Below are 25,393 nucleotides of genomic sequence, written 5' to 3'. Positions count from 1 at the left end.
TAGAAAAAAATTCAATAACCATACTACAACTACGAGGAAGAGTGAAGGGGTGAATGAAAGTTGGAACAAACGATTTATATTAAAATGCGCAATCGTTTAAAAGTTTCTCCTACTTATGAAGTAAAGCTGGGCGATGTTGCTCAACTTGCCGGAGATTCTTCCGTAGTTGAGTTGTTACAAAATGAGATAGTTTACAAAATAACAGCGCATGATAAGACGCATGTTGTAATTGATGTTATGAAAGTAATTGAGATTATTCAACAGAAAGCATCTCATCTACAAATTAATTTACTCGGTTCTGGACAAACTCTTGTTGAAATTATATACGAAAAAAAGAAGACACACCCAATTTTTTTCGGGCTTGTATGGCTGTTACTTTTCATTGGAGCGGCCCTTGCGATCATTTATTTCCATGAAGATGTAAGTATGCAACAAGTACATCAACGGTTATATTACATGATTACTGGAGAATTTAATGCGCAACCACTTTTATTTCAAATTCCTTATTCTTTAGGTCTTGGCTTAGGGATGGTTTTATTCTTTAATCATGTATTTCAAAAGCGAATTAATGAAGAGCCGAGTCCGCTAGAAGTTGAGATGTTTCAATACCAACAGTCACTTGATCAGTATGTAATCGTTAATGAAAACAAGGATAATATGAAACAACTTACCGATGATTGAGTCTGGATTTGTTATTTTAATTGGTTTAGCTGGAGGGATTGCGGTAGGTAGCGGATATGTCGCATTTTTAGCTGTACTTGGTATAATCCCCCGTTTAGCCCAATTAACGAGAAGTGGAAAGCATATTCAATATTTTGAGTGGGCAGTTATTGCAGGTACTTTAACAGGGGCTTGGTGCAGTTTGAAAAACATTACATTTCAAACGTCGCAATATTGGCTCGTTATATTAGGGATATTTTGTGGCACGTTCATTGGAATGCTTGCTGCGGCATTAACAGAGGTGTTAAATGTTCTGCCTATTTTAGCGAAACGAGTAGGGGTAGAGGGGAAGATTATTGTTTTGCTCGTTGCTCTTGTACTTGGGAAAGTAATAGGATCGTTGTTTCACTGGATTTATTTCGTAAAGTAGGAGGCAGTATATAAATGACAAGTCAGAAATTGAAGGATGATTACATAAATAAAGTGAAGGAGTATCATCCAAAGCCAAACTATTTACTAAATTGTATCAAAGCATTTCTTGTAGGTGGACTCATTTGCACAGTTGGAGAAGTATTGATGAAATTTTATATACATTATTTTCACTTCAGTGAACAAGAGGCAGGAAACCCAACTGTTGCAACCCTTGTTTTATTATCCGCGATTTTAACAGGGTGTGGTGTATATGATAAAATCGGTCAATTTGCTGGAGCAGGATCAGCGGTACCGGTAACAGGATTTGCAAATTCTATGGCGAGCGCTGCCTTAGAACATAAGAGCGAAGGGGTTGTTCTAGGGATTGCTACAAATATGTTTAAACTGGCAGGAAGTGTGATTGTATTTGGGGTTGTTGGTGCATATATCATTGGGTTAATAAGGTATACCTTTAAAATTTTTATGTCTTAAAGGAGGGGCTAGTATGAGGTTGACCGGAAAACAAACGTGGGTATTTCAAAATGATATATATGTGAATGCAACGGGTACTGCTGTCGGTCCGAAAGAAGCTGAGGGCCCTCTTGGGAAAAAATTTGATATTTCATATGATGACTTGCATTGTGGAGAAGAAAATTGGGAGCTCGCCGAACGAAGATTAATGTCAGACTCAATTCAACAAGCAGTGCAAAAAGGGAATATAAAAACATCGCAAATTGATTTCTTTTTAGCGGGAGATTTATTAAATCAAACAGTGACAGCAAATTATGTTGCGCGTAAGTGGGGCATTCCTTTTTTAGGAATGTTTAGCGCTTGTGCAACGTCTATGGAGACTTTAGCAGTTGGCTCAGCTTTTATAGACGGTGGATTTGCAAATCGTGTCTTAGCTACAGTAAGCAGTCATAATGCAACGGCTGAAAGACAATTTCGCTATCCAACAGAGTACGGTGGGCAAAAACCAGGGACAGCAAATTCAACTGTGACTGGTGCAGGATCTATATTAATTAGCAATGAAAAAAGTGCAATTAAAATTACGTCAGCTACAATCGGAAAAGTGCAAGATTTAGGAATTACAAATCCTTTGGATATGGGGGCAGCGATGGCTCCAGCAGCAGCTCATACAATTCAACAACATTTTGAAGATTTAAGAAGAAGTGCCGATGATTATGATTTGATTGTTACGGGTGATTTATCAGCTGTTGGGACGCCGATTGCGAAACAACTTTTACTTGAGGAAGGTTATGATCTTGGGCATATATACAATGATTGTGGATTGATGATTTATGAATCAAGTCAAGAAGAAGTGTTTGCAGGTGGTAGTGGTTGCGCTTGTTCAGCAGTTGTTACGTATGGCCATTTATTACACGAGATGCAAAAAGGGAATTTACAACGAATTTTTGTCGTTGCGACTGGTGCATTATTAAGCCCGATGATGATGCAACAGAAGGAAACGATTCCAACAATTGCACATGGTGTCGTATTTGAGAGAGTTAAAGGAGAGTGAATTGTGGATTTTATATATGCATTTCTTGTAGGTGGAGCTATTTGTTTAATTGGGCAACTATTGTTAGATTTCGTAAAGTTAACACCAGCTCATTTAATGGCAACTTTTGTAGTCATCGGAGCAATTTTAGATGGATTTGGATTGTACGATAAACTAATAAAATTTGCAGGTGCTGGAGCGACAGTCCCTATTACAAGTTTTGGACATTCACTATTGCACGGAGCAATGCATGCAGCAGAAAAACATGGATATTTAGGAATTGGTATTGGCATGTTTAGTTTAACGTCTGCGGGCATTTCCGCAGCGATATTGTTTTCATTTTTTATAGCACTTATATGTAAACCGAAAGGATAAATCAAATGAGACGAAGGGTTGTTTTGGTCACAGATGGAGATGAATATGCAAAGCGGACAATTGAGCTTTTAACGAAGGAATTTGGGGGAAGGTGTATTTCAGCATCACAAAGTAATCCAACCAAATTGACAGGGAAAAAAGTTGTTGAGCTTATTATGCAAACGCCATATGACCCTGTATTTGTCATGTTTGATGACAGTGGATTTATTGGAGAAGGATCTGGTGAAAAGGCATTAAAATATGTGGCTACCCATAAACAAATTGATGTGCTCGGTATTTTAGCAGTAGCGTCTAATACGCATCATTGGGAATGGGCACGTGTAGATGTAAGTGTAGATCGGAACGGGAATTTAACCGAATACGGTGTTGATAAATTTGGACTTCCAGATGGTGAAATTGGCAGGATTAGCGGAGATACAATATATTGTTTAGACGATTTAAATGTTCCTGTCATTGTTGGAGTCGGTGACATTGGTAAGATGTGTGGAAATGATGAATGGGAGAGGGGATCACCTATTACGAAGAAAGCAATTCAATTAATTTTGGAAAGGAGTGGTTTTTATGACGAAGCCTAAAAAAGTGGATATCCCTATATCAACTTTCATAAGTGACAATGAAAATTATTTAAAGCAGACAGTTGGACTAGGCGTTACATACGATGTCGGCATTCGTAAATTTCAAATTTTGAATAAAGAAATTGGTGTGTTATTTGTAAACGGACTTTGTGATACAAATTATATTATCCCTATTTTAGAAGAAGCGGTGGATACAAATGAGATAAGGGATGTAGAAGAAGATACAGTGAAGCTTTTAGAGAATCGCTTAATCCATCAACAAGTAAGTAAAGTGAAAACGATGGATGAGGTAATGCTCCAAGTATTATCAGGACTGATCGTGATATTTGTGGAAGGTGAAACGGAAGCGTTCGCGATCGATGTTCGTAGTTATCCAGGGCGAACACCGACAGAACCGGATACCGAAAAGGTAGTACGAGGTGCGAGGGATGGATTTGTTGAAAATATCGTTGTAAATACAGCGTTAATTCGTAGGAGAATTCGAGATCCACGTCTTCGAAATGAAATGGTTCGAGTAGGAGATAGATCGCAAACGGATATTTGTATTACATACGTTCAAGATGTTGCAAATCCAGATTTAGTAAAGATTATAAAACAAGAATTAAATAACATCGATGTAGATGGAATTACGATGGCGGATAAAACAGTAGAAGAATTTGTTGTAAAGCAAAGCTATAACCCATTCCCACTTATTCGATATACAGAAAGGCCAGATGTAGCAGCAAATCATCTACTAGAAGGACATGTGTTAGTACTTGTTGACACATCGCCAAGTGCTATGATTACACCGACAACATATTTTCATCATTTACAGCACGCGGAAGAGTTTAGACAAAATCCAGCTGTCGGTACATTTTTACGCTGGGTGCGCTTTTTAGGTGTTATATTCTCGTTATTTTTATTACCATTTTGGTTAGTGTTTGTATTTGATCCAACTCTTTTGCCAGCAAATCTTGCTTTTATTGGACCGACTAAGATGACGCATTTACCAATTTTATTACAGGTGTTAATGGCAGAGGTCGGACTTGAGTTTTTAAGGATGGCAGCCATTCATACTCCAACGCCGTTATCGTCTGCAGCAGGGTTGATTTCCGCTATATTAATTGGTCAAATTGCAATTGATGTAGGTTTGTTTGTGCCAGAAGTAATTTTGTATGTAGCAGTTTCGATGGTTGGTGCATATGCAACACCGAGTTATGAACTAGGATTAGGGAATAAGGTTGGGAAATTGTTTGTTATTATTTTAACAGGTCTCTTCCATGAGATGGGATTTGTAATTGGTATGACGATATTAATTTTATTTTTAACGTCTATAAAAAGTTTACAAACACCTTATTTATGGCCGTTTTTACCATTTGATTGGGGCGCGTTAACAAAAATTTTACTCCGTCCAACGATGTCTAGTTTAAAAGTACGACCAAGTATTGTAAGACCTCAAAATGTAAAAAGACAAAAATAAACGGGATTATACACCCGTTTATTTTTTTTAGCAAAAATTTATTATTTTTTAACAAAAATCAAACATTTTTTGTGTACACTTAGAGTAGATATTGTGTATGAAAGGGGAAGAGGACATGATTAAATTATTTGTAAGTGATTTAGATGACACGCTCGTTTACGATGTGAATCATATGCAAAAAGAAGATGAACGTGCGCTGTGTTGGTTAGCTGAGAAAGGGACAAATATTTGTTTTGCCTCTGGCCGCTTTACACACAGAATTGATGAAGTTGTAAAAAGGTTTGCATTCCCATATTACACAACTGGCTTAAATGGAGCGACAATGTTACTTCCAGATGGAAATTTATTTCATGAATCGAGTTTTGAAAATGTGGTTGCCCAGGAAATATATCGATATATACATAAAAAAGGACTAGCGGATATTGTTTGTGCAAATGAGCAGCGATATACAAAAAGGAAGAATGAACATCACCATAATTTTGAAGCATATATGGGCGTGCATATCGCTGAAATTGAAGCGTTAGAAGAAGAGTTTGGTAAGACTGTACACCCTGCAAAATTGTTTGTTTTTGGAGAAGAAGAGAAAATTGTGACGTTAGATCAAGAGCTACGAGATACGTTTCAAGGCGAAGCGGAAGTTTTTATATCAGGTAAACGCTATGTTGATATTATGCCAAGAGGCGTGAGTAAGGGGAGTGCTCTAAAGCGACTAATGGATTATTTGCAAATTGAAGCAAATGAAGTTGCTTGTATTGGAGATTCTTTCAATGATATTTCTATGTTTGAAGTAACCCCGCATTCATTTACTCTTCATCATGCCCATCCATATGTAAAGGAGAAAGCAAATCATATAGTGCGTTCGGTTGAAGAGGCTGTTATGAAATTACCGTTACTTGTATAAAAAAGAAGCCCGTCATTGGCGGGCTTCTTTTTTACTTGAATAAAGATTTAACAAAATCAATGATACTTGAGAAGAAATCTTTCACTTTATCTAGAAAACTTTGCCCTTCTTCAGATCCTAAAAAGGCAGAAACATGTTCTTTTGCTTTGTTTAATTGACTACCAACTTGATTCCAATCGATATTAAGATTCTTCATTTTATCAAATAACGATACTAAGTTATCTAACTGTTCATCTGTTAATGTAATGCCGAGTTGGTCAGCAATTTTTTTAATTAATGAACGTAAATCTTCTGTTGTTTTTGGCTGTTCTTTTGCAATTTCTTCTTTAATTTTTGCAACAAGTTGAACTGCTTTTTCTTCACCAATTTTATCACCAAGCTGGGCTGTTTGTACCATTTCTTCATTCGCTACTTTTTTAACTTCTTCAGGAATTTGTTTATTGGACGCAGTTTCGTATGCTTTCATTAATCCAGTTAAAGCTGCAGTTCCTGAAACTTTAAAAGGTGCAGTAATTTGAATTTCTGCATCTTTTACACCTGCTGTAATCAAAGCGTTAGTGTACATTGCATCTGTTACCCAGTTAATGTTCTTTGATCGTACAATAAGACCAGATCCTGGTTTTGTGTATGTAATCATAGAAGAAGAAATTGCTCTCGTACCAATTTGTGCTTTTGGAACAATGCCTTCTAGAAATTTATGTTCTTCCGCATTAGATACAGTGATAATTGTAGCATCTTTTGGTGCTTTCATTTCTTTTAACAGATCTTGTTTTTGTTGTTCGGATAAGTTCTCTCCTAATGTAACAATTGATTCTCCCTCGATGATGTCTGCAAATGAAGCTGTTGGCATCATAAATACCGTTACAGCTAATAGCAGAGCTAATAATTTCGTTTTCACGAAAAATCGCTCCCTTTCTCTTTCTAAAATTTTCGGGCAACAAAGTTATTATAGTATATATTTCTTATTTGTCACCTAGCTTTTTCCACATTTCAAAAAAGAAGTATCTAGATTGTCGGATTCTTTTTGTTTCTAGTCATGAATGTGGTAATATAGTGCTGAGATAATTGAAAGGAGACATATACGCATGAAAACTTTAGGATACATATTAATGGAAAACGGTGAAAAAATCGACTTGGAATTTTTCCCAGAAGAAGCACCGAAAACAGTAGAAAACTTTAAAAAATTAGCAGAGCAAGGATTTTATGATGGTGTGACATTCCACCGTGTTATTCCTGGCTTCGTAAGCCAAGGTGGAGACCCAACAGGTACAGGTGCAGGTGGCCCAGGTTACTCTATTCCATGTGAAACTGATGGAAACCCTCATAGACACCTTGTAGGATCACTTTCTATGGCTCACGCTGGCCGTAACACAGGCGGTAGCCAATTCTTTATCGTTCATGAGCCACAACCGCATTTAGATGGTGTTCATACTGTATTTGGTAAAGCAACAAGCGGTATTGAAACAGTATTAAAAATGCGTCAAGGCGATGTAATGAAAGAAGTTAAAGTTTGGGAAGAATAAGGTAAGGAAAAAGAGAGCTTTTGCTCTCTTTTTTATTTTTAATGAGATTGAGTACTTCTTCTACAGCTCATCATACAAGTAGTATTGTTGCTAAAATATATTGCTTGTGAGAACAAACCTTTAACCAATTACATAGAATACATTACATTATATATTTCAATAAATATTTTTTGTTATATTAATTTTGCTAGAATTGTGCTGCTTTAGGGTAACTATAAATGAAGTGCTGTTGAATGATATGTTTCTTTCCATTCCATATAAAATTTTCTTTTTTTAACTCTATTTATTAAAGGAATAGTGCTGAAACATAGATTTGACTTTCTTCTTTTCGCTTTGTATGATTATCAAGTTGTTTTAGACTCTTCTCACTCTGTTGAAAATATTGTAAAATGAATGTGATATGAAAAGAGTGATTGAGGGGATTACTAGTTTGTAACTTTTGTAAGAAGGGATAAGGGTTATGTTAATTCGTTTTAAAAAAAGTTATGAAAAAATTGCAATGGGGCTTCTTTCGTTTATGCCAACTGAAAAAGATGTGAAAACATTACAATTGACAATGAAAGAATATGAAGCAAAAGATGATTGGCAATTGTATTTGTGGAAAGAAAATGAAGATTTTGTTGGAATAATGGGGATTGTAAAAAAAGAGAATCAAGTATTAGAAATTCAGCATTTGAGTGTGAACCCGTCTCACCGTCATGTGGGGATTGGGACGAAGATGGTTCAAGAGTTAAAGAGTAAATTTCTTGAGTTTACAATTTGCGGAAATGAGCAAACGGCAAGTTTTTGCGAAAAATGTAAAGGGCTAGAACAAAATATACATTCGTGAAAGCAGAGATAAGTAGTTTATTATCTCTGCTTTCTTTTTTGTAATTGTTCGTTTCGTTCAGTAATGACCTCTGTGCGATCACGCATAGTGTGCTTGTTTATAATATATTCACCTGGGATAGCATTCAAGTCTTTCCAAGAGAGGTTTTGTTTTTGACATAACTCTATGCACTGCTTCTCTAACGATGGATCTGATAAGGGTAAAAATAAAGGTAAAAAACGTTCTTTTTTATGGATAGATTGCAATCTTTCATTGAGCAAGGAAAGAAGTTGTACTTGATTAATTCCTAAACGTTGTAAAGGCACACCGCTTTTTTCTAAAATTGTGATTGCGCTTTTCATCATTTTTGTGGAACCATTCCAATTAGCACGTCTTTGGTGGTATAAAGAAACTGCGATTTGAATGAGACCAACTAAGTAATAATCACGATTACCTCTTGGTTTTGTTTTCCAATACTCTTCTAGTATTTCGTGGCATTCAAAATAGTCATAATCTCCATGGAAATGAATTAAAAATTGTATGTATTCGGTAGGATACATGTTTTCTCGCTCCTATCTAACGGTTATACATATAAGTGTATCATAGAAATATGAACAATAAACGACTAGGAGGTTTCCCCCTAGCCGTTATTGTTCATATTAGCAGAAGCAAGCTGCTCCTACAATAATTAGTAAAATAAACAGTACAACAAGTAATGCGAACCCACCGCTAAAACCACAATCAACGTGACCCATAGTTTTTTGACCTCCTACATTGTTCTTACTACACTGTTATCATATGAAGTGGTGGGCATGATGACATAGGCATCGGTCTATTTTTAATTAAATTTCTTAAAAAGGTTGGATAGAACATGAGTATGCTCTATACTTATGTTGTTATAGAAAAAATGTGGTGGGATGCTTTGTGCAATATAATTTTAAAGTAGAGGCTTTTGAAGGGCCGTTAGATCTATTGTTACATTTAATACATCGTTATGAAATTGATATATATAATATTCCTGTAGCAGATATTACAGAGCAATATTTATCTTATGTGCATACGATGAAAGAACTTCAATTAGATGTTGCAAGTGAGTATTTAGTAATGGCTGCAACGTTATTACAAATTAAAAGTAAGATGTTGTTGCCGAAACACGAAGAAGATGTACTTGATAACGGTGATGATTTTATAGATGATCCTCGTCAAGAATTGATGGAGAGGTTAATTGAATATAAGAAATATAAGCAAGTTGCTACTGAGTTAAAAGAAAGAGAACAAGAAAGAGCACAGCTATATACACGTCCACCAATTGACTTTACATCGTTGCAACAAGAAGAGGAGACAAGCTTACCTCTTGATGTTACGTTATATGATATGCTAGCAGCATTTCAAAAATTAATGCGCCGTAAAAAGGCAAAAAAACCTGTAACAACACGTATTACTCGTCAAGAAATACCAATTGAACAGCGAATGACTGATATTTTAAAGCAGTTAAAAATAAAGGGTGGTCGCCAAAGCTTTTACGATTTGTTTGTTGATGATGAACGTGAAATAATGGTTGTAACATTTTTAGCAGTTCTGGAACTTATGAAAAATCAACAAATCATAATTGAGCAAGAACATAATTTTGATGAAATTTTCGTATCAAGCTCTAATAAATCTGCATAGAGCAAGTATGTGAAAATGGGATACAAACATTTTATCTCATGCTATGTTTTAATGTATCGTTTGGAACAAGAGAAAAAATATTGAACCGAACGCATTAATTGTGATTCGGTTTTTTGATGTGTATTTTTATGGGAAAATAGAAGGAAGGAGCTCGTGAAATGGATAGGAAAGAACAAAAGTCAATTATTGAAGGCCTTTTATTTGTTTCTGGTGATGAAGGGATTTATCCAGAACAAATAGCAAAAGTTCTTGAAATTGAAATGAATGAAGTAATTAATATTTTAGAAGAAATGCAACAAGAATGTGAAGGTGCAAACCGTGGTTTGCAAATTGTACAGTATGCAAAAGTATATCGTTTTGCTACAAAGAAAGAACATGCTTCATATTATCAAAAATTAATAGATACACCAACAGCTGCTTCACTCTCACAAGCTGCCCTCGAAACTTTAGCGATTGTTGCATATCGCCAACCAATCACAAGGACTGAAATGGAAGAGATTAGAGGAGTTAAAACCGATAAGGCGTTACAAACGTTGGTTTCACATTTACTTATAAAAGAAATGGGAAGAGCAGAAGGACCAGGGCGTCCTATTTTATACGGAACAACAAAAGAATTTTTGGACACATTTGGATTGAAAACATTAGATGATTTACCACTGCTTTCTGAAGAGAATGAACAAATGAATGAAGCAGATTTATTCTTCGGTTCCTTACAAGAGATATCGAAATAAAAGCTTAGCATTTTGCTAAGCTTTTTTTGTATATCAATTATTTACAGTGCCATACTAAATGAAAAAAGGAGACGAGTTATGAGAGGTATGCGGATTATTTTATTATTAGTTTCTGTTTTATTATGTTTTTCTTTAAATAGCGCATCAGCTAAAAGGTATATGATGTCCATTCATACTACGTCTCCTTTACATATGCATCGGCAACATCTTAGTAAAATGAAAGTGAGCTTTTTAAAAGTGGGGCAAGGTGACGCAACACTTATTATAATGCCAAATGGACAAACAATGTTAATTGATGGAGGACCTTATGAAGCAGGAGAGGTTATTATTCAGAAATTAATTGAGAAAGGGATTAATCATTTAGATGTAATTGTCAGTACGCATCCCGATATGGATCACATAGGGGGGTTAATTCCAATTGTAGAGCAAATGCCGGTATCGCTTATATTAGATAGCGGAAAAACATATAGTTCTCTTACTTATCATACGTATCGGAATAATATTAAAAAAAGAGGGATACCTTTCGTTTCAGTAAAGGAAGGACAATATATACCGCTGGATCCACATGTTTCTATACAAGTATTAAACAACGGGAAATCAAAAGATGAAAATAATGAATCCTCAATTGTTTTAAAGGTGCGATATGGAAAAGCGGATTTTTTATTAATGGGTGACGCGGATGTACGGACAGAACATGAAATATTAAAACAATTTGATGTCCATGCAGATGTGTTAAAAGTGGGGCATCACGGCTCATATACTTCAACAAGTGAAACGTTTATAAAAAAAGTGGAACCGCAGTTTGCTATTTTGTCGTACGGGAGTAGTAATCCGTATGGACATCCTCACCAAAGTGTAGTGAAACGCTTAAAAAGGCACGGTATAATGGTATATAGAACGAATAAACGTACAGTAGAAATGGAAACAGATGGTGAACATATTATGTTAGAGTCTAGCGGGTTAATGCCATTATTGAAGTGATTTCTAGATTAGGGGGCGATACTGTCCCTTTTTGGAAAAATGAATAATATATATTATAATTATAAGAGACGTAAGAAATTTCCTTTTCTGTTGAATAAAAAGGAAATTTCATTAGAATGTATAGACAACTACTCGTGCGTATATTAAGATGGAACTAGGCGAATAAGGTAATAATAACAAGTAGGTAATTCATGGGAAAGGATCGATGAAAATGAAAACGCAAATTGTCATCAATGCCAAAATTTACACAGGTCAAGAAATAGTGGAAAACGGATTTATTCGTTACGCAGAAACCATTAAAGAAATTGGTTTGATGGCTCAATATGTACCACAAGAAAATGAAACTGTTTTTGATGCTACAGGGAAGATTGTAATTCCAGGTATGATCGATGTTCATATTCATGGTGGATACGATATTGATGCGATGGATGCAAATAGCGATGGGTTAGTAACTCTAGGTAAAGAAATGTTAAAAGAAGGGGTTACAACTTACTTCCCAACAACAATGACACAAGCTCCAGAGGCAATTGAAGCAGCGTTAACTGCTGCAAAAGAAGCAAAAGAAAAAGGAGCGCATTTCGAATATATTCACTTAGAAGGACCTTATGTTTCAAAGAAACGTGCAGGTGCACAACCACTTGAACATATCGTTCCTGCAAATATTGAGCAATTTAAACAATGGCAAGAAGCAAGTGGGAATTTAATTAAATTAGTAACATATGCACCAGAAGAAGAGGGAGCGTTAGAGTTTGAACAATATCTTGCTGAAACTGGTGTAGTTGGCACAATGGGGCATACAGATGCAATTGATGCGCAACTAAAAAATAGAAAGATTACACATGCGACACATTTATACAATCAAATGCGTGGATTACATCACCGTGAACCAGGAGTTGTTGGTCATGTGTTATTAAATCCAGATGTAATGGTTGAAGTAATTACAGATGGCATTCATATTCACCCTGATATGGTGAAATTAGCATATAAGTTAAAAGGACCAAAAAAAGTAAGTGTTATCACTGACGCAATGCGTGCAAAGGGTCTTGAAGATGGATTATATGAGCTTGGCGGACAGCCAGTACATGTAAAAGATGGTAGTGCTCGATTAGAAGATGGAACGTTAGCTGGTAGTATTTTAAAAATGGATCAAGCTTTCCGAAATGTAATTGAATTTACAGGTTGTTCAATCGAAGATGCAGTACTGATGACATCAGTTAACCAAGCAGAAGAGTTTGGATTAAATAATAAAGGTGCATTAGCGGTAGGAAAAGATGCAGACTTTGTTGTGATGAATGAAGATTTACATGTATATGATACGGTTCGTTTAGGAATTCATATGAAGGAAGGGAAGTAATTAAATGAATATTCTTGTTGTAAAAACTCCAGAAGAACTAGCAGAAGCAGGTTATAAATTAATTGAAGAAGTTGTAAAAACAAAAGAAAATCCAACATTAGGAATGGCTACAGGAAGCTCTCCATTAGGTATTTATGCAGAAATGCGAAAAAATAAACTTGATACAAGCCGTGTAACCACTGTAAACTTAGATGAGTACGTAAATTTACCACATGAAGATAAAAACAGCTATCACTATTTCATGCAAGAACAGTTGTTTGATCATCTTCCATTTAAACAAACTTATGTACCAAACGGGATGGCAAGTGATTTAGAGGAAGAGTGCAAACGTTACGAGAGCATTCTAGCTGCTAACCCAGTTGACCTACAGATTCTTGGAATCGGTGAAAACGGTCACATCGGATTTAATGAGCCAGGAACACCGTTTAATTCTCCAACAAATATTGTTGAATTAACAGAATCTACACGCCAAGCAAACCTTCGCTTCTTCGAAAAAGAAGAAGATGTGCCAACTCATGCGATTACAATGGGAATTGGAAGCATTATGAAAGCGAAACAAGTTCTACTAGTTGCTATGGGTTCTAAAAAGGCAGAAGCTGTTAAAGAATTATTGCAAGGTGAATATAGTGAAGAGTGTCCGGCTACAGTTTTACAACGTCATCCGAATGTAACCGTAATCGCTGATCAAGAAGCTCTATCTTTATGCAGTGAGGCGATTGCTGATGAACATCGACAAGTATTCACCATTTCCGATCTATTATCAGATTCAAGAGTGGGTGAAACAGCTAATTGAGGACGGCGAATGGAAGCCGGGAGATAAAATCCCATCTGAGAATGAACTTTGTGATAAGTTCGAAGTGAGTCGAATGACAATCAGACAGGCGATTAATAATTTAGTGGAACAAGGCTATTTATATCGGAAGCGTGGAATTGGAACATTTGTCCAACTTCCGAAAGTGGAACAAAAATTGCAAGGAATGACGGGATTCACAGAAGACATGATTTCTCGTGGGATGAACCCAAGTAGTCAATTACTTAGTTTCCGCCTAGTTCCAGCTACTGCGAAAATAGCAGACCGGTTGAGAATACAGGAGGGGGAATCGGTTTATGAAGTGAGGCGTATTCGCTTAGCTGATGATGAACCGATTGCTTTTGAGACGACATATTTGTCGCCAGCTCTTGTAAAAGATATTAACGAAGAGATATTGCAACAATCTTTATATGAACATTTAGAGAAAAAACTGGGCTTTAAACTTGTTAGCGCTACTCAGTCAATTGAAGCTTCCGTTGCGACGGAAAATGAAGCTGAACATCTGCATATTCCTAAAAAGGCGCCTGTACTTGTAATGCGTCAATGGTCATATTCAGAAGGTGAGGTACCGCTAGAGTACGTGAAATGTATTTATCGTGGAGATCGTTATAAATTTATTACGAATATCGCACGTAACAAATAGTATATTTCAGTTTGTGAAGTACAGTGGAATTGAAAATGGTTAACATGTAAAGAAATAAAAATACGACTCATCCTTATAAGGAATGAGTCGTATTTTTATTATGAGCAATTACGTGGTTAACAGCATCTTTGACGTGATTTACTACATAGTGAGCGTGATTTTTTACTGCATCATCTGCTTGTGACATAGCAAAACTGTGAGGAGTTAAAGAAAACATAGGAATATCATTGTAAGAATCCCCTATACAAGCAATTTCCTCAGGTTTTATTTGAAACTCATTTAATAAAACAGAAATGGCAGAGCCTTTACTAACATTCGGTGGCATTACATCTAAACATTGTTCTGCTGAGATGAAAGTACTAACTTTCCCGTGGAATTTTTCATCAATTTTTTTCTGAAGGAGTTGTAAGCTCTCCTTTGTTCCACCGACAGAAATTTTATTTGGGAAAATCGTATCATCAATCTTCTGTAGTAAGTTTGGTTCTTCAACAGAAGTCATAGTTACTTGTTGTTCAAGTTCTTGAATAAAAGGTGTTTTCTCTTCAATGTAATAATTATGCTCATCACTTACATAACGGAAATAAGGATCTTCATTCGTCATAGCTAACAAATCGGGAAGTATGCTGGAATCAAAAGTTGCAGATAATAGTTGTTTATTTTCATGTGTATATACAAAAACACCATTTACACTAATGCGATGAAAATTTGTATTTACAGCTTTCATTAAGTCTGCAATTTCATTATCAAGTCTTCCGGAAGCGAAGCAAAGAATAACATTTTGTTCGGCAAGGCTGCGTAGTGCCGCAACATCTTGTTCATCAATAAGACCTCCGTGTTGCATCATTGTACCATCGATATCACTTACAAACATTTTAATCATGCTGTTATCTCCTTTCTATGTACAGTTGCTCTTACATTATACGCATCATATATAAACATGTCTAAAAAATGAATTTTTATTAAATGGCAGATGTTTTACATTGACGACAAAGAAGAATATTCTGTAACATGAAAGTAGGCTATTTAAGTACGAGGGTGGTGTTATATGAATAATTATCTAGAAATTAAAAAAGTTTTAAATAATAATGTCATCATTGCTAGCCATCCTGAACACGAGGAAGTAGTAGTGATTGGAAAAGGAATTGGATTTGGGAAAAAAGCAAAAGATGTATTGGAGCAAGAACAAATCGAAAAAATGTTTGTCTTAAAAAATGAACGTGATCGTGAACAATATAAATTATTAGTGCCGCATATTAGTGAAAAATTAATTGAATTGATGAACGATATTATGCTGTACATTCAAGAAAAAGCGAAATCTCCACTAAATGAACATATTCATATTGCGTTAACGGATCATATTTCATTTGCGATTAAAAGGTTAAAACAAGGACTTACAATTGATAACCCTTTTTTAGTTGAAACAAAAATGCTCTATCCAGAGGAATATGAAATTGCGGAAGGTGTTGTACAACTTTTAAATTCTCGTTTGCAAATTACATTGCCAGAAGGAGAAATTGGTTTTATTGCACTTCACATTTACAGTTCGCTTACAAATTCTGATTTATCTTCAGTTAATCAAAACTCCCGTCTCATTGCACAACTTGTATCTTTAATTGAGACAAACTTACAAATTACATTAGACCAAGAGAGCATTCATTATTTACGCCTTATTCGTCATCTTCAATATGCTATTGAGAGGGTGAAAAAAGGAGAAAAAGTAGAAGAATCGCAAAGTTTTGCTGATTTATTAAAGGCGGAGTATCCAGTTTGCTATAACTTGGCTTGGAAGCTAGTTAAGGTCATGCAAAAAGAGTTGCAACTACCTGTATATGAAGCTGAAAGTATTTATTTAACGATGCACTTGCAACGCTTAGTGAAGGCAGAGCATGTGTAAAAAGTCATATATTTTTGTCTAAAATGAAAACGTTAAAAAAAATGATTGAATCGCTTACAATAGTTATGTATAATAACTATTGCAAAGTTATACAAATTTCGACAAACACATTAAGGTGAGTAACGAAAACGTTTGCCTTAATTATAGTGAACTTATACGTAAACCTATTTTTGACACGTGTTACTGATTCGATCAGGCATGAGTGGAGAAAAGTAAGGAATGTAAGCTAGAGAAAGGGATATACTACCCTTTGTATAGCTATCGTTCTATCTTTTTTTCCTCATGTCTTTTTGGCGTTTGTCGGAAGGTATCAATATAGATAAGAGAGGAAGGGTTTCCATGTTTAAGAAGATCTTTGGTGTTCTTCAAAAAGTCGGAAAAGCGTTAATGCTTCCAGTAGCGATTTTACCGGCGGCAGGTATTTTACTTGGATTTGGTAATGCATTTCAAAATCCACAGTTAACAAATGTTATTCCTGCTTTAAAAGCAGATTGGTTCGTAATGGTTGCAAAAATTATGGAACAATCTGGTGATATTATTTTCGCTAACCTTGCATTATTATTCGCAGTTGGGGTAGCAATTGGTTTAGCTGGTGGAGACGGAGTAGCTGGTTTAGCAGCATTCGTCGGCTACTTAATTATGAACAAAACGATGAGTGTGTTCTTAGAAGTAGATAAGCTAGTGAAAGTAACAAGTTCTGGAGCAGACCCAGTAAAAATTGGATTTGCAGATCCAGCGTATGCAAACGTATTAGGTATTCCAACGCTACAAACAGGAGTATTTGGTGGTATTATCGTCGGTATAGTAGCGGCATATTGCTATAATAAATACTTCAACATTGAATTACCATCATACTTAGGTTTCTTTGCAGGTAAGCGCTTCGTACCGATCGCAACTGCAACATTTTCTTTAATAGTAGGTATTATCATGTGCTTCATTTGGCCATACATTCAAGGTGGCTTAAACACGTTCTCACATCAAATGATTGATGCAAATAGAACAATCGCAGCATTTATATTCGGTTTAATTGAACGTTCATTAATTCCATTTGGATTACATCACATTTTCTATTCACCGTTCTGGTTCGAATTCGGTCAGTATACAAATGCAGCTGGCGAATTAATCCGTGGTGACCAAAAAATCTTTATGGCACAGTTAAAAGACGGTGTAGAATTAACAGCAGGTACATTTACAACTGGTAAGTATCCGTTCATGATGTTTGGTCTTCCAGCAGCAGCTTTAGCAATGTACCATGAAGCACGTCCAGAAAATAAAAAATTAGCAGCAGGTATTTTAGGTTCTGCAGCATTAACATCTTTCTTAACAGGTATTACAGAGCCACTTGAATTTTCATTCTTATTCGTAGCGCCAGTATTATTCGGAATTCACGCTGTATTTGCTGGTCTATCATTTATGACAATGCAAATTTTAGGTGTTAAAATTGGTATGACATTCTCTGGTGGTTTAATTGACTTCCTATTATTCGGTGTATTACCAGGCCGTACAGCATGGTGGTGGGTAATTATTGTTGGTCTTGTACTAGCAGTTATTTACTACTTCGGATTCCGCTTTGCAATTCGCAAATGGAATCTAAAAACACCTGGTCGTGAAGTGGCAAATGCAAATGACGGCGCAGGAAAAGCAGAAGCAGGCGAACTTCCTCGTGAAGTATTAGTAGCACTTGGTGGTAAAGAAAACATTGCTTCTTTAGATGCTTGTATTACTCGTTTACGTGTTCAAGTTAACGAACAAAAGAATGTAAACAAAGACCGCTTAAAAGAACTTGGAGCAGCTGGTGTACTTGAAGTTGGAAATAATATTCAAGCTATTTTCGGGCCGAAATCTGACACATTAAAATCACAAATTCATGATATTATGTCAGGTCGTACACCTCATGTTGAAAAAGAAGAACCTGTAAAAGTGGAAGAAACTCCTCAAAAAGTTGATGAAAATGAAACAATTGTATCACCAATCGAAGGAAAAATCTTACCAATTACAGAAGTACCTGACCAAGTATTCTCAGGAAAAATGATGGGAGACGGATTTGCAATTGAACCAACTGAAGGAACAGTAGTTTCTCCAGTGAACGGTGAGATTGTCAATGTATTCCCTACAAAACATGCGATTGGCATTCAATCTGAAGGCGGAAAAGAAATTTTAATCCACTTCGGTATTGATACTGTAAAATTAAATGGTGAAGGTTTTGAAGCGCTTGTAGCACAAGGCGACAAGGTGAAACAAGGCCAACCATTATTAAAAGTAGATCTTGCATTTGTAAAAGAAAATGCACCATCTATCATTACACCAATTGTCTTTACAAACTTACAACAAGGGCAACAAGTCGAATTGAAAAAAGATGGAAATGTTAAGAAGGGCGAAACCGCTATTATTGACATTCAGTAGGAATTTGACGCAAAATGTTTATAATTATAATAGGCGATGTGGTTGACCGAACATCGCCTATTATATACAATAGATGGTGTAGTACTCACGTCTATACAACTAAAAAATACTGTAATTTAAAGGAGATAAATTATCATGGAAAAAATCTTTAAAGTAACTAGCGACTCAGGAATTCATGCTCGTCCAGCAACTCTACTTGTAAACACTGCAAGCAAATTCGGTTCTGACATTAACTTAGAGTATAACGGAAAGAACGTTAACTTAAAATCAATCATGGGCGTTATGTCTTTAGGCATTCAACAAAACGCAGAAATTAAAATCACTGCAAATGGTGATGATGCAGCTCAAGCACTAGCAGCTATCGAAGAAACTATGAAAAACGAAGGATTAGGAGAATAATGACTCTTAACATTCAAGGGATCGCTGCATCAAGTGGGATTGCTATTGCAAAGGCTTTCAGACTTGAAAATCCTGAATTTAACATCGAAAAGAAATCAATTACAAACGAAGCTGCAGAAATTGCACGCTTAGACGCTGCGCTTGAGAAAGCAAAAACTGAATTAGAAGCTATTAAGGACCACGCATTTGCTGAACTAGGTGCTGACAAAGCTGCGATCTTTGAAGCACATTTATTAGTGTTAAATGATCCAGAACTAGTAAACCCAGTAAAAGATAAAGTAAATAGCGAAAAAGTAAATGCTGAATTTGCAATGGATGAAGTTGCATCAATGTTTATTTCTATGTTTGAAAACATGGATAACGAATATATGAAAGAACGTGCTGCGGACATTCGTGACGTAACAAAACGCGTTCTTGCACATTTACTAGGAATTAACTTCTCAAATCCTGGTACAATTTCTGAAGAGGTAATCATCATTGCTGAAGATTTAACACCATCTGATACAGCTCAGTTAAACCGTAAGTATGCAAAAGGTTTCACTACTGATATCGGTGGACGTACATCACACTCTGCAATTATGGCTCGTTCTATGGAAATTCCAGCTGTTGTTGGTACGAAAGTTGTTATGGAGAAAATCCAAAACGGCGATATCGTTATCATTGACGGTTTAGATGGAGAAGTAATTGTAAACCCATCAGAAGAAACTCTTCGTTCGTTTGAAGAAAAGAAAGCGAAATTTGAAGAGCAAAAAGCTGAATGGGCTAAATTAAAAGACCAAGCTACTGTAACAAGTGACGGACATCACGTTGAGCTTGTTGCAAATATCGGAACACCAAATGATGTACAAGGTATTATCGATAATGGCGGAGAAGGCGTTGGCTTATACCGTACAGAATTCTTATACATGGGCCGTGACAATCTTCCAACAGAAGAAGAGCAGTTCGAAGCGTATAAAGCAGTTCTTGAAGGTGTAAAAGAAGGTCAACCAGTCGTTGTTCGTACACTTGACATCGGTGGAGATAAAGAGCTTCCATACTTACATTTACCAAAAGAAATGAACCCATTCTTAGGATACCGTGCAATTCGCTTATGTCTTGATGAGCAAGATGTGTTCCGTACACAACTTCGTGCATTACTTCGTGCTAGCGTATACGGTAACTTAAAAATTATGTTCCCAATGATTGCAACTCTTGATGAGTTCCGTCAAGCGAAAGCGATTTTATTAGAAGAGAAAGTGAAACTTGTAGAAGCGGGTACAACTGTTTCTGATTCTATTGAAGTTGGTATGATGGTTGAAATCCCAGCTTCAGCAGTATTAGCAGATCAATTCGCGAAAGAAGTTGACTTCTTCTCTATCGGAACAAATGATTTAATCCAATACACAATGGCTGCAGACCGTATGAACGAACAAGTATCTTACTTATACCAACCATATAACCCATCTATTTTACGTCTTGTAAAAATGGTTATCGATGCTGCTCATAAAGAAGGCAAATGGGCTGGTATGTGTGGTGAGATGGCGGGCGATTCACTTGCTATCCCATTATTATTAGGATTAGGTTTAGATGAGTTCAGTATGAGTGCAACATCTATTCTTCCTGCAAGAACACAGCTAAGCAAGTTGTCAAAAGCAGAAATGGAAACATTAGCAGAAAAAGCATTAATGATGTCAACTGCTGAAGAAGTTGTTGAACTAGTTAAAAGCATATAATCAATAAAAAAACCTGAGCCGATTTGAAATCGGTCTCAGGTTTTTTCTATGAGAAAAGTAAATCTTATTTGCTTACTATCGAGGATAAGAGACAGAATTAGATAGCGATTGCAACGATATCAGTTGGGCATACACGTAAAATACCAGTAAAAGTATTTCGATTTTGATTGTTCTTATCGTCTTTATTGTTATCTTTGTTATCTTTGTTATTACGAGCTAAAGCAGAGAAAAGAGCAACACCGTTAGCGAAACCTTCAAAAATTACATTATTGAAAGTGCCATTACCTCTAATGCTTAAAAGAGAAAGCTCTGTTCCAACTGAAATGCTAGCAAGTACGTTACATACAGCTGGTTGTTGTGGTCTAACTACTTCTCTCTCTTTCTCGCGATGTTCGCGATGGTCACACTCTCTTTCACGATGATGACAGTCTCTAAAGTTATCACAGCATCCAAATGATCCAAACATAATCCTCATCACCCCCTTCACACTTATAATCTATGTAAGTTCGGTAGTTAGTGACTGGACAGAGAGTGGAATTTTTTCTAGGGGATTTTCTCATTTTAAATGACTAGCTGGGTGTTTAGTATGGAATGATGTTTAAAATAGGGGGAATATAACAAAAAAATGTAAAAACCACCGAAATAAATGAAATGGGTAGCCTTTACACTTTTTTACTTTTATATAAAACGATGATATATACAGGAAGAGCTAGGAGTAGTGGCACAATGGATCGTGCAGTATGTTTTTCTGATTCTAATTGGAATGCTTCTTCTTTTGGAAATTGTAAAATGGAGATGTTTGCGGCATCACCAATAAAATATAGAAGCAGTACAGTTACTATGTAACATAAAAGTGCGATAAAGCTTCCGTATGAACTCAATGAAAATCCCTCTCTTGTTATCTATTTGTTATCATTGTATCACAATTGTAACAAAAATACACGGGTATATTTCAACACCTTAACAAAATTCGACACGAAACGTCACGTTTATTTATGAGGAGGGAATAGAATATACTTTTCCATAAGTATAAATGTCGAATGATTTGTAGTAATATTACAAAAGTATGACAGGAAATAAAAAACGAAGGCAACGTAGTTACCTTCGTTTTTTTATTATTTTGCCCACTCACTCACTTGCTCTACGCTCATGCGAGGTGCAGGGTGGCCTTTTAAAGTTGATTCACCAATTGTAATAAGCATAATTGGAACGTAACGAGATGAAACGTTAAATTCGTCTGTCAGTGCTTGTGGATTGAAGCCACCAATAGCACAAGTATCCCAACCAGTTGCTTTAGCTGCAAGCATAAGTTGCATTGCTGCTAAAGATGCATTTGAAAAGGCAGCATCTCTTGGGAATTGTTCACGAGCATATGCAGATTCAATATTTTTAGCTAAGCGTTCTTTTGCTTCTTCTTTCATAAATCCTTGTTCTACAATTGGACCATATACTGGCTCAACATTTTTATAAGCTTCTAAATCACCTAAAATAGCGACTACTGCAGAAGCATCAAGAATTTGTTGTTGGTTATAAGCTATTGGGTGTAATCGTTTTTGTACATCTTCGCCTTGAAAAACAAGGAATTTCCAGTGTTGTAAGTTCCAAGCGGAAGGTGCTTGTGCTGCGGCTTTTAAAATCTCATGTAATTCTGTAGATGAGATTTCTTTATTTGGGTTGAATGCACGTGTAGATGTGCGTTCATATAGAACGTCAAAAAAGTTGTCGTTTGTCATTGTATATCCTCCAAATTGTATATCGAATTATTTTCAAAAAAATAATATACACTACTTACATTTTGTAAGTTATCGAATTTAAGAATATAATATCTTTATTTTAATTGTCAAGTTTTAAAAATTAGCTAGGGCATTCATACAAACGATACAATTCCTACAATCATACACTAAAAAAGGAATTTATAGAGTGAAAAGCGAAGATAACATTCTCAATTAGCTTGTTAATATGTATCTCTCACAAATTAAAGTTTATTGGAGACCAGTCTTTTAAAAAAGTTTGTGAGGAATTCAGTAGAACAAGATATATGAAGTGAGTGAAGACTAGTGATGAACATACTACATTTTTTATTAGAGAATACGGTTTTCCAAAATGTGTTACAAGATCTGCAGTTAAATGTCCTTTATATAGAAAATGGATGTAAGCATCAACAAACGGTAGAAAATATCCATCCAAAATGTATGTTTATAGCAAATAGTTTTGAAGAGGGCGAACTATTATTTCAAAGAACGAAACCACACATTATCATTACGTATGTAACAGATTATTCTCAAATAAAATATATAAAGAATATGTATACTCCGCACAGTACATTCATTGTCATTTGGGATCAACAAATAACAAAAGAATTCACAGATGTACTTGCATTAGGAATACGTAATATTGTAATAGCTCCTGTAACTCCGCAAGCAGTGTTAGAGGAAGTGAATAAGAGTTTGTATCAACTTTCTTTAGTAAGGCAAGTTAGTTTGCAGCAGGAATTGCTTCAAACGATGTTTGATTTTCAAAATGATCTATTATTTATAGTAGAGGATGATGAAATAGTTGATTGTAATACAAATTTTTTAGCTTTTTTCGGATATGAAAATTTGTTTGCCTATCGTGAGCAACATTTAGTATTTGCTGAACATTTTATTAGAGAAAATGGATACTACTCGACGACGCATGATATAACATGGCTAGACGATACTTTATCTAGTGGTAGAAGAATTAAGATGTTAAATTATGAAGGGGCAGTATCTACTTTTCTATTACGTGCGACACCATTGCCAGAAGATTTATCAAGATTTATTGTAAAGTGCACGGAAATTACAGAATTAGATGAAATCTATCAAGAACAAGAAAGACTTGCTATGATAGATTCATTGACAGAGATTTATAATCGTTTAAAGTTTCAACAAATACTAGAGGTAGAATGGGAAAAGGTAATACGTAGTGATGAGAAAATAGCAATCATTTTATTTGATATAGATAATTTTAAAACAGTTAATGACACATATGGTCATGATTTTGGCGATTTAGCATTAATACAACTTGCAGAGCTTATGAAATCTAAAGTGGAGCAGCAACATGTATTTGCAAGATGGGGAGGAGAAGAATTCATTATATTAGTGACAAATACAGTAGAAAAGGAAGCATTTCAAGTTGCGGAGTCATTACGATTCTTCATTGAAACAAAGCAATTTACTGGAATTTCGAAGTTAACAGCTAGCTTTGGAGTTGCGTTATATGAACAAGGAACTACAAGAGAAGAATTAATGCAACGAGCGGACATTGCATTATATGAAGCGAAAAAAAATGGAAAGAATCAAGTATGTGTGTATAGAAAAGAAAAAATGTAATTTTTCGCAACAAATTGTTGCGATTTTTTTTTATTGTTTGATAATAGAATAGGGGGACAATTTTTAGCGAAGGAATTATGGAGGATCAATATGATAAAAAAAGTAATGGTGGTGGCTTCACTGTCTGCTATAGTTGGCGGCGGAGTATACTATTTTCTTGTTAGCCCCAATATAAAGGAAAACACTGTATTAACAACGAAAGTGAATCCTACTATTGAATCGGAAGTACAAGGGAATATAGAAGAAAAAGAAGAGCAACAAATTGATTATGCTAGCATATCTCAAAAATTAGATCAATATTTAGTCGGAAAGCAATTCAATGGAACAGTTTTGGTAACAGATAAAGAGCATGTTATATTGAATAAAGGATATGGGTATGCTGATGTTCAAAATAAAATAGAAAATACGCCTCAAACAAAATATCGTATCGGTTCTATTACGAAAACAGTCGTTGCCACATCTATTTTACAGCTGCAAGAACAAGGGAAATTGAATATTCAAGATAATGTAAATAAATATATTCCTTCATTTCCGGAGAATAAAAATATTACGCTATATCATTTATTAACGCATACCTCTGGTTTACCTGAACATGCGAAAGGAAATGTGAATGCGGCTTCCCGCTTACAATTAATTAATTGGATTGGACGTCAAAATTTAGAATTTCCTGCAGGAACAGGTTGGAGATATACAGATTATAATTATATGGTGCTTGCTTATATAATAGAACATATATCGAAAAAACCTTTAGGAGATTACATAAAAGAAAACATATTTGTAAAAGCAGATATGCATGAATCCGGTATGGGAAATATGGTACCTGGAGATAAAAATTTTACAAAGGGTTATGTGAAAAAAGATAAAGAGCTTGTACCAGCGCAGAAGTTAGGCATGGATTGGCTATATGGTTGTGGTGAGATGTATACGACAGTTGGAGATATGAAGAAGTTAGACGAAGCAATTATAAATGGAAAACTTCTTTCTGAACAAAGTATACAAGCAATGTTTTCACCTTCAGCAGAACGGAAATATGCATTTAGTTTTTATATATATCCAGATTATTTTCATAATCATGGTGTATTATCTGGTTGGAACACTTTCAATAATTTTAATAAAGAAAAAGGAATTTTTGTTATGTTATTTTCAAATGTGAAAAATAGTATGGATGATGACTTTAATAAAGAGTTCCGAAAGATGGTAAATGATTTATTAGAACAAAGGGGATGAGAAA

The 25,393-nt window shown here is 35.4% G+C and carries 29 protein-coding genes; 22 read left to right on the top strand and 7 right to left on the bottom strand.

Annotation, left to right across the window (positions count from 1 at the left end; translation table 11 throughout):
- Positions 1–60: 60 nt before the first annotated feature.
- The 8 genes from D1166_RS18205 to D1166_RS18170 all read left to right on the top strand — a co-directional run bounded on the left by D1166_RS18205 (position 61) and on the right by D1166_RS18170 (position 5,882).
- Complete coding sequence (locus D1166_RS18205; protein ID WP_000438366.1) at positions 61–681, top strand: stage V sporulation protein AA; 621 nt, start codon at positions 61–63, stop codon at positions 679–681.
- Positions 674–1,090 carry a stage V sporulation protein SpoVAB gene (gene spoVAB, locus D1166_RS18200; RefSeq protein WP_000572936.1) on the top strand — a complete coding sequence of 139 codons (417 nt, stop codon included), beginning with the start codon at positions 674–676 and terminating at the stop codon, positions 1,088–1,090. The genes D1166_RS18205 and spoVAB overlap by 8 nt, the downstream gene beginning before the upstream one ends.
- Before the next feature lie 14 nt (positions 1,091–1,104).
- Positions 1,105–1,563 carry a stage V sporulation protein AC gene (gene spoVAC, locus D1166_RS18195; protein ID WP_000203810.1) on the top strand — a complete coding sequence of 153 codons (459 nt, stop codon included), beginning with the start codon at positions 1,105–1,107 and terminating at the stop codon, positions 1,561–1,563.
- Positions 1,564–1,576: 13 nt separating this feature from the next.
- Positions 1,577–2,593, top strand: coding sequence for a stage V sporulation protein AD (gene spoVAD / locus D1166_RS18190; protein WP_001241163.1), 1,017 nt, complete (start codon positions 1,577–1,579; stop codon positions 2,591–2,593).
- A gap of 3 nt (positions 2,594–2,596) precedes the next feature.
- Complete coding sequence (gene spoVAE, locus D1166_RS18185) at positions 2,597–2,947, top strand: stage V sporulation protein AE (RefSeq protein ID WP_000345904.1); 351 nt, start codon at positions 2,597–2,599, stop codon at positions 2,945–2,947.
- Between the two features lie 5 nt (positions 2,948–2,952).
- The gene (gene spoVAEA, locus D1166_RS18180) at positions 2,953–3,522 is read left to right on the top strand and encodes a stage V sporulation protein SpoVABEA (RefSeq protein WP_001254415.1); all 570 of its coding nucleotides are present in this window, start codon (positions 2,953–2,955) and stop codon (positions 3,520–3,522) included.
- Entirely contained in the window at positions 3,509–4,981 is a 1,473-nt protein-coding gene (spoVAF, locus tag D1166_RS18175; protein ID WP_000165596.1) for a spore germination protein SpoVAF, read from the top strand. Before spoVAEA ends, spoVAF begins: the two co-directional genes overlap by 14 nt.
- A 97-nt stretch (positions 4,982–5,078) precedes the next feature.
- Complete coding sequence (locus D1166_RS18170) at positions 5,079–5,882, top strand: Cof-type HAD-IIB family hydrolase (RefSeq protein WP_002062280.1); 804 nt, start codon at positions 5,079–5,081, stop codon at positions 5,880–5,882.
- A 31-nt stretch (positions 5,883–5,913) separates the two neighbouring features.
- On the opposite strand, the gene D1166_RS18165 is transcribed toward D1166_RS18170, so the two are convergent.
- Positions 5,914–6,780, bottom strand: coding sequence for a DUF1002 domain-containing protein (locus tag D1166_RS18165; protein WP_000850515.1), 867 nt, complete (start codon positions 6,778–6,780; stop codon positions 5,914–5,916).
- A gap of 187 nt (positions 6,781–6,967) precedes the next feature.
- Between D1166_RS18165 and D1166_RS18160 the strand changes: the two genes are divergently transcribed.
- Positions 6,968–7,405: a peptidylprolyl isomerase gene (locus D1166_RS18160; protein ID WP_000853782.1), complete on the top strand. Its 438-nt coding sequence runs from the start codon at positions 6,968–6,970 to the stop codon at positions 7,403–7,405.
- A 460-nt stretch (positions 7,406–7,865) separates the two neighbouring features.
- On the top strand, positions 7,866–8,234 hold the full coding sequence (gene ribT / locus D1166_RS18155) for a GNAT family N-acetyltransferase RibT (RefSeq protein WP_000908401.1): 369 nt from the start codon (positions 7,866–7,868) through the stop codon (positions 8,232–8,234).
- Positions 8,235–8,254: 20 nt separating this feature from the next.
- Here ribT and D1166_RS18150 read toward each other — a convergent pair whose 3' ends face one another.
- Positions 8,255–8,773 carry a DUF309 domain-containing protein gene (locus D1166_RS18150; RefSeq protein WP_000283606.1) on the bottom strand — a complete coding sequence of 173 codons (519 nt, stop codon included), beginning with the start codon at positions 8,771–8,773 and terminating at the stop codon, positions 8,255–8,257.
- Positions 8,774–8,872: 99 nt separating this feature from the next.
- Positions 8,873–8,968 (bottom strand): YjcZ family sporulation protein, encoded by a 96-nt coding sequence (locus D1166_RS18145; RefSeq protein WP_000510194.1) that lies wholly within the window; start codon positions 8,966–8,968, stop codon positions 8,873–8,875.
- A 169-nt stretch (positions 8,969–9,137) separates the two neighbouring features.
- Between D1166_RS18145 and scpA the strand changes: the two genes are divergently transcribed.
- The 6 genes from scpA to phnF all read left to right on the top strand — a co-directional run bounded on the left by scpA (position 9,138) and on the right by phnF (position 14,401).
- Entirely contained in the window at positions 9,138–9,881 is a 744-nt protein-coding gene (gene scpA / locus D1166_RS18140; protein ID WP_001199753.1) for a segregation/condensation protein A, read from the top strand.
- Between the two features lie 158 nt (positions 9,882–10,039).
- Positions 10,040–10,612: a segregation/condensation protein ScpB gene (gene scpB / locus D1166_RS18130; RefSeq protein ID WP_000375170.1), complete on the top strand. Its 573-nt coding sequence runs from the start codon at positions 10,040–10,042 to the stop codon at positions 10,610–10,612.
- A gap of 78 nt (positions 10,613–10,690) precedes the next feature.
- Entirely contained in the window at positions 10,691–11,593 is a 903-nt protein-coding gene (locus tag D1166_RS18125) for a ComEC/Rec2 family competence protein (protein WP_001214829.1), read from the top strand.
- Between the two features lie 211 nt (positions 11,594–11,804).
- Positions 11,805–12,947 (top strand): N-acetylglucosamine-6-phosphate deacetylase, encoded by a 1,143-nt coding sequence (gene nagA / locus D1166_RS18120; RefSeq protein WP_001987227.1) that lies wholly within the window; start codon positions 11,805–11,807, stop codon positions 12,945–12,947.
- A gap of 4 nt (positions 12,948–12,951) precedes the next feature.
- Positions 12,952–13,740, top strand: coding sequence for a glucosamine-6-phosphate deaminase (gene nagB, locus D1166_RS18115; RefSeq protein ID WP_001024210.1), 789 nt, complete (start codon positions 12,952–12,954; stop codon positions 13,738–13,740).
- Positions 13,670–14,401, top strand: a complete 732-nt coding sequence (gene phnF / locus D1166_RS18110) for a phosphonate metabolism transcriptional regulator PhnF (protein WP_021727649.1) — start codon at positions 13,670–13,672, stop codon at positions 14,399–14,401. The genes nagB and phnF overlap by 71 nt, the downstream gene beginning before the upstream one ends.
- A 73-nt stretch (positions 14,402–14,474) precedes the next feature.
- On the opposite strand, the gene D1166_RS18105 is transcribed toward phnF, so the two are convergent.
- A complete protein-coding gene (locus D1166_RS18105) occupies positions 14,475–15,281 on the bottom strand; it encodes a Cof-type HAD-IIB family hydrolase (protein ID WP_000594244.1) in 807 nt (268 codons plus the stop codon).
- Between the two features lie 165 nt (positions 15,282–15,446).
- Here D1166_RS18105 and glcT point away from each other — a divergent pair, with 165 nt between their 5' ends.
- From glcT to ptsP, 4 genes are all read left to right on the top strand, one after another.
- Positions 15,447–16,295, top strand: coding sequence for a glucose PTS transporter transcription antiterminator GlcT (glcT, locus tag D1166_RS18100; protein ID WP_001067318.1), 849 nt, complete (start codon positions 15,447–15,449; stop codon positions 16,293–16,295).
- 339 nt (positions 16,296–16,634) lie between these two features.
- The gene (ptsG, locus tag D1166_RS18095; protein WP_000473174.1) at positions 16,635–18,698 is read left to right on the top strand and encodes a PTS glucose transporter subunit IIABC; all 2,064 of its coding nucleotides are present in this window, start codon (positions 16,635–16,637) and stop codon (positions 18,696–18,698) included.
- 135 nt (positions 18,699–18,833) lie between these two features.
- The gene (gene ptsH / locus D1166_RS18090) at positions 18,834–19,097 is read left to right on the top strand and encodes a phosphocarrier protein HPr (protein ID WP_000411080.1); all 264 of its coding nucleotides are present in this window, start codon (positions 18,834–18,836) and stop codon (positions 19,095–19,097) included.
- The gene (ptsP, locus tag D1166_RS18085; RefSeq protein WP_118043368.1) at positions 19,097–20,809 is read left to right on the top strand and encodes a phosphoenolpyruvate--protein phosphotransferase; all 1,713 of its coding nucleotides are present in this window, start codon (positions 19,097–19,099) and stop codon (positions 20,807–20,809) included. The genes ptsH and ptsP overlap by 1 nt, the downstream gene beginning before the upstream one ends.
- 97 nt (positions 20,810–20,906) lie before the next feature.
- Here ptsP and D1166_RS18080 read toward each other — a convergent pair whose 3' ends face one another.
- From D1166_RS18080 to D1166_RS18070, 3 genes are all read right to left on the bottom strand, one after another.
- Positions 20,907–21,275 (bottom strand): DUF3915 domain-containing protein, encoded by a 369-nt coding sequence (locus tag D1166_RS18080; protein ID WP_000468039.1) that lies wholly within the window; start codon positions 21,273–21,275, stop codon positions 20,907–20,909.
- Between the two features lie 196 nt (positions 21,276–21,471).
- Entirely contained in the window at positions 21,472–21,690 is a 219-nt protein-coding gene (locus D1166_RS18075; protein ID WP_000100485.1) for a hypothetical protein, read from the bottom strand.
- Between the two features lie 234 nt (positions 21,691–21,924).
- The gene (locus tag D1166_RS18070) at positions 21,925–22,542 is read right to left on the bottom strand and encodes a nitroreductase family protein (protein ID WP_000180372.1); all 618 of its coding nucleotides are present in this window, start codon (positions 22,540–22,542) and stop codon (positions 21,925–21,927) included.
- Between the two features lie 327 nt (positions 22,543–22,869).
- Here D1166_RS18070 and D1166_RS18065 point away from each other — a divergent pair, with 327 nt between their 5' ends.
- Both D1166_RS18065 and D1166_RS18060 read left to right on the top strand, forming a co-directional pair.
- Entirely contained in the window at positions 22,870–24,162 is a 1,293-nt protein-coding gene (locus tag D1166_RS18065) for a GGDEF domain-containing protein (RefSeq protein ID WP_001023189.1), read from the top strand.
- A 90-nt stretch (positions 24,163–24,252) separates the two neighbouring features.
- Positions 24,253–25,389 carry a serine hydrolase gene (locus D1166_RS18060; RefSeq protein WP_118043367.1) on the top strand — a complete coding sequence of 379 codons (1,137 nt, stop codon included), beginning with the start codon at positions 24,253–24,255 and terminating at the stop codon, positions 25,387–25,389.
- Positions 25,390–25,393 lie beyond the last annotated feature (4 nt).

Source organism: Bacillus sp. ISO11 (assembly GCF_003458115.1).
GTDB classification, from domain to species: domain Bacteria; phylum Bacillota; class Bacilli; order Bacillales; family Bacillaceae_G; genus Bacillus_A; species Bacillus_A cereus.
The sequence above is the reverse complement of the archived record's forward strand: the minus strand, read 5'-3'. Positions and strand labels throughout refer to the sequence as shown.

Bases quoted from the DNA above. Each gene is read 5' to 3' on its own strand.
- ptsG (WP_000473174.1), top strand. From the start codon at position 16,635: ATGTTTAAGAAGATCTTTGGTGTTCTTCAAAAAGTCGGAAAAGCGTTA.
- ribT (WP_000908401.1), top strand. From the start codon at position 7,866: ATGTTAATTCGTTTTAAAAAAAGTTATGAAAAAATTGCAATGGGGCTT.
- nagB (WP_001024210.1), top strand. From the start codon at position 12,952: ATGAATATTCTTGTTGTAAAAACTCCAGAAGAACTAGCAGAAGCAGGT.
- spoVAD (WP_001241163.1), top strand. From the start codon at position 1,577: ATGAGGTTGACCGGAAAACAAACGTGGGTATTTCAAAATGATATATAT.
- D1166_RS18145 (WP_000510194.1), bottom strand. From the start codon at position 8,968: ATGGGTCACGTTGATTGTGGTTTTAGCGGTGGGTTCGCATTACTTGTT.
- scpB (WP_000375170.1), top strand. From the start codon at position 10,040: ATGGATAGGAAAGAACAAAAGTCAATTATTGAAGGCCTTTTATTTGTT.
- D1166_RS18125 (WP_001214829.1), top strand. From the start codon at position 10,691: ATGAGAGGTATGCGGATTATTTTATTATTAGTTTCTGTTTTATTATGT.
- spoVAC (WP_000203810.1), top strand. From the start codon at position 1,105: ATGACAAGTCAGAAATTGAAGGATGATTACATAAATAAAGTGAAGGAG.
- D1166_RS18160 (WP_000853782.1), top strand. From the start codon at position 6,968: ATGAAAACTTTAGGATACATATTAATGGAAAACGGTGAAAAAATCGAC.
- spoVAB (WP_000572936.1), top strand. From the start codon at position 674: ATGATTGAGTCTGGATTTGTTATTTTAATTGGTTTAGCTGGAGGGATT.
- glcT (WP_001067318.1), top strand. From the start codon at position 15,447: ATGAATAATTATCTAGAAATTAAAAAAGTTTTAAATAATAATGTCATC.
- ptsP (WP_118043368.1), top strand. From the start codon at position 19,097: ATGACTCTTAACATTCAAGGGATCGCTGCATCAAGTGGGATTGCTATT.
- D1166_RS18070 (WP_000180372.1), bottom strand. From the start codon at position 22,542: ATGACAAACGACAACTTTTTTGACGTTCTATATGAACGCACATCTACA.
- D1166_RS18080 (WP_000468039.1), bottom strand. From the start codon at position 21,275: ATGTTTGGATCATTTGGATGCTGTGATAACTTTAGAGACTGTCATCAT.
- ptsH (WP_000411080.1), top strand. From the start codon at position 18,834: ATGGAAAAAATCTTTAAAGTAACTAGCGACTCAGGAATTCATGCTCGT.
- nagA (WP_001987227.1), top strand. From the start codon at position 11,805: ATGAAAACGCAAATTGTCATCAATGCCAAAATTTACACAGGTCAAGAA.
- D1166_RS18170 (WP_002062280.1), top strand. From the start codon at position 5,079: ATGAAAGGGGAAGAGGACATGATTAAATTATTTGTAAGTGATTTAGAT.
- D1166_RS18150 (WP_000283606.1), bottom strand. From the start codon at position 8,773: ATGTATCCTACCGAATACATACAATTTTTAATTCATTTCCATGGAGAT.
- D1166_RS18065 (WP_001023189.1), top strand. From the start codon at position 22,870: ATGAACATACTACATTTTTTATTAGAGAATACGGTTTTCCAAAATGTG.
- phnF (WP_021727649.1), top strand. From the start codon at position 13,670: ATGAACATCGACAAGTATTCACCATTTCCGATCTATTATCAGATTCAA.
- spoVAF (WP_000165596.1), top strand. From the start codon at position 3,509: ATGACGAAGCCTAAAAAAGTGGATATCCCTATATCAACTTTCATAAGT.
- D1166_RS18060 (WP_118043367.1), top strand. From the start codon at position 24,253: ATGATAAAAAAAGTAATGGTGGTGGCTTCACTGTCTGCTATAGTTGGC.
- spoVAEA (WP_001254415.1), top strand. From the start codon at position 2,953: ATGAGACGAAGGGTTGTTTTGGTCACAGATGGAGATGAATATGCAAAG.
- D1166_RS18105 (WP_000594244.1), bottom strand. From the start codon at position 15,281: ATGATTAAAATGTTTGTAAGTGATATCGATGGTACAATGATGCAACAC.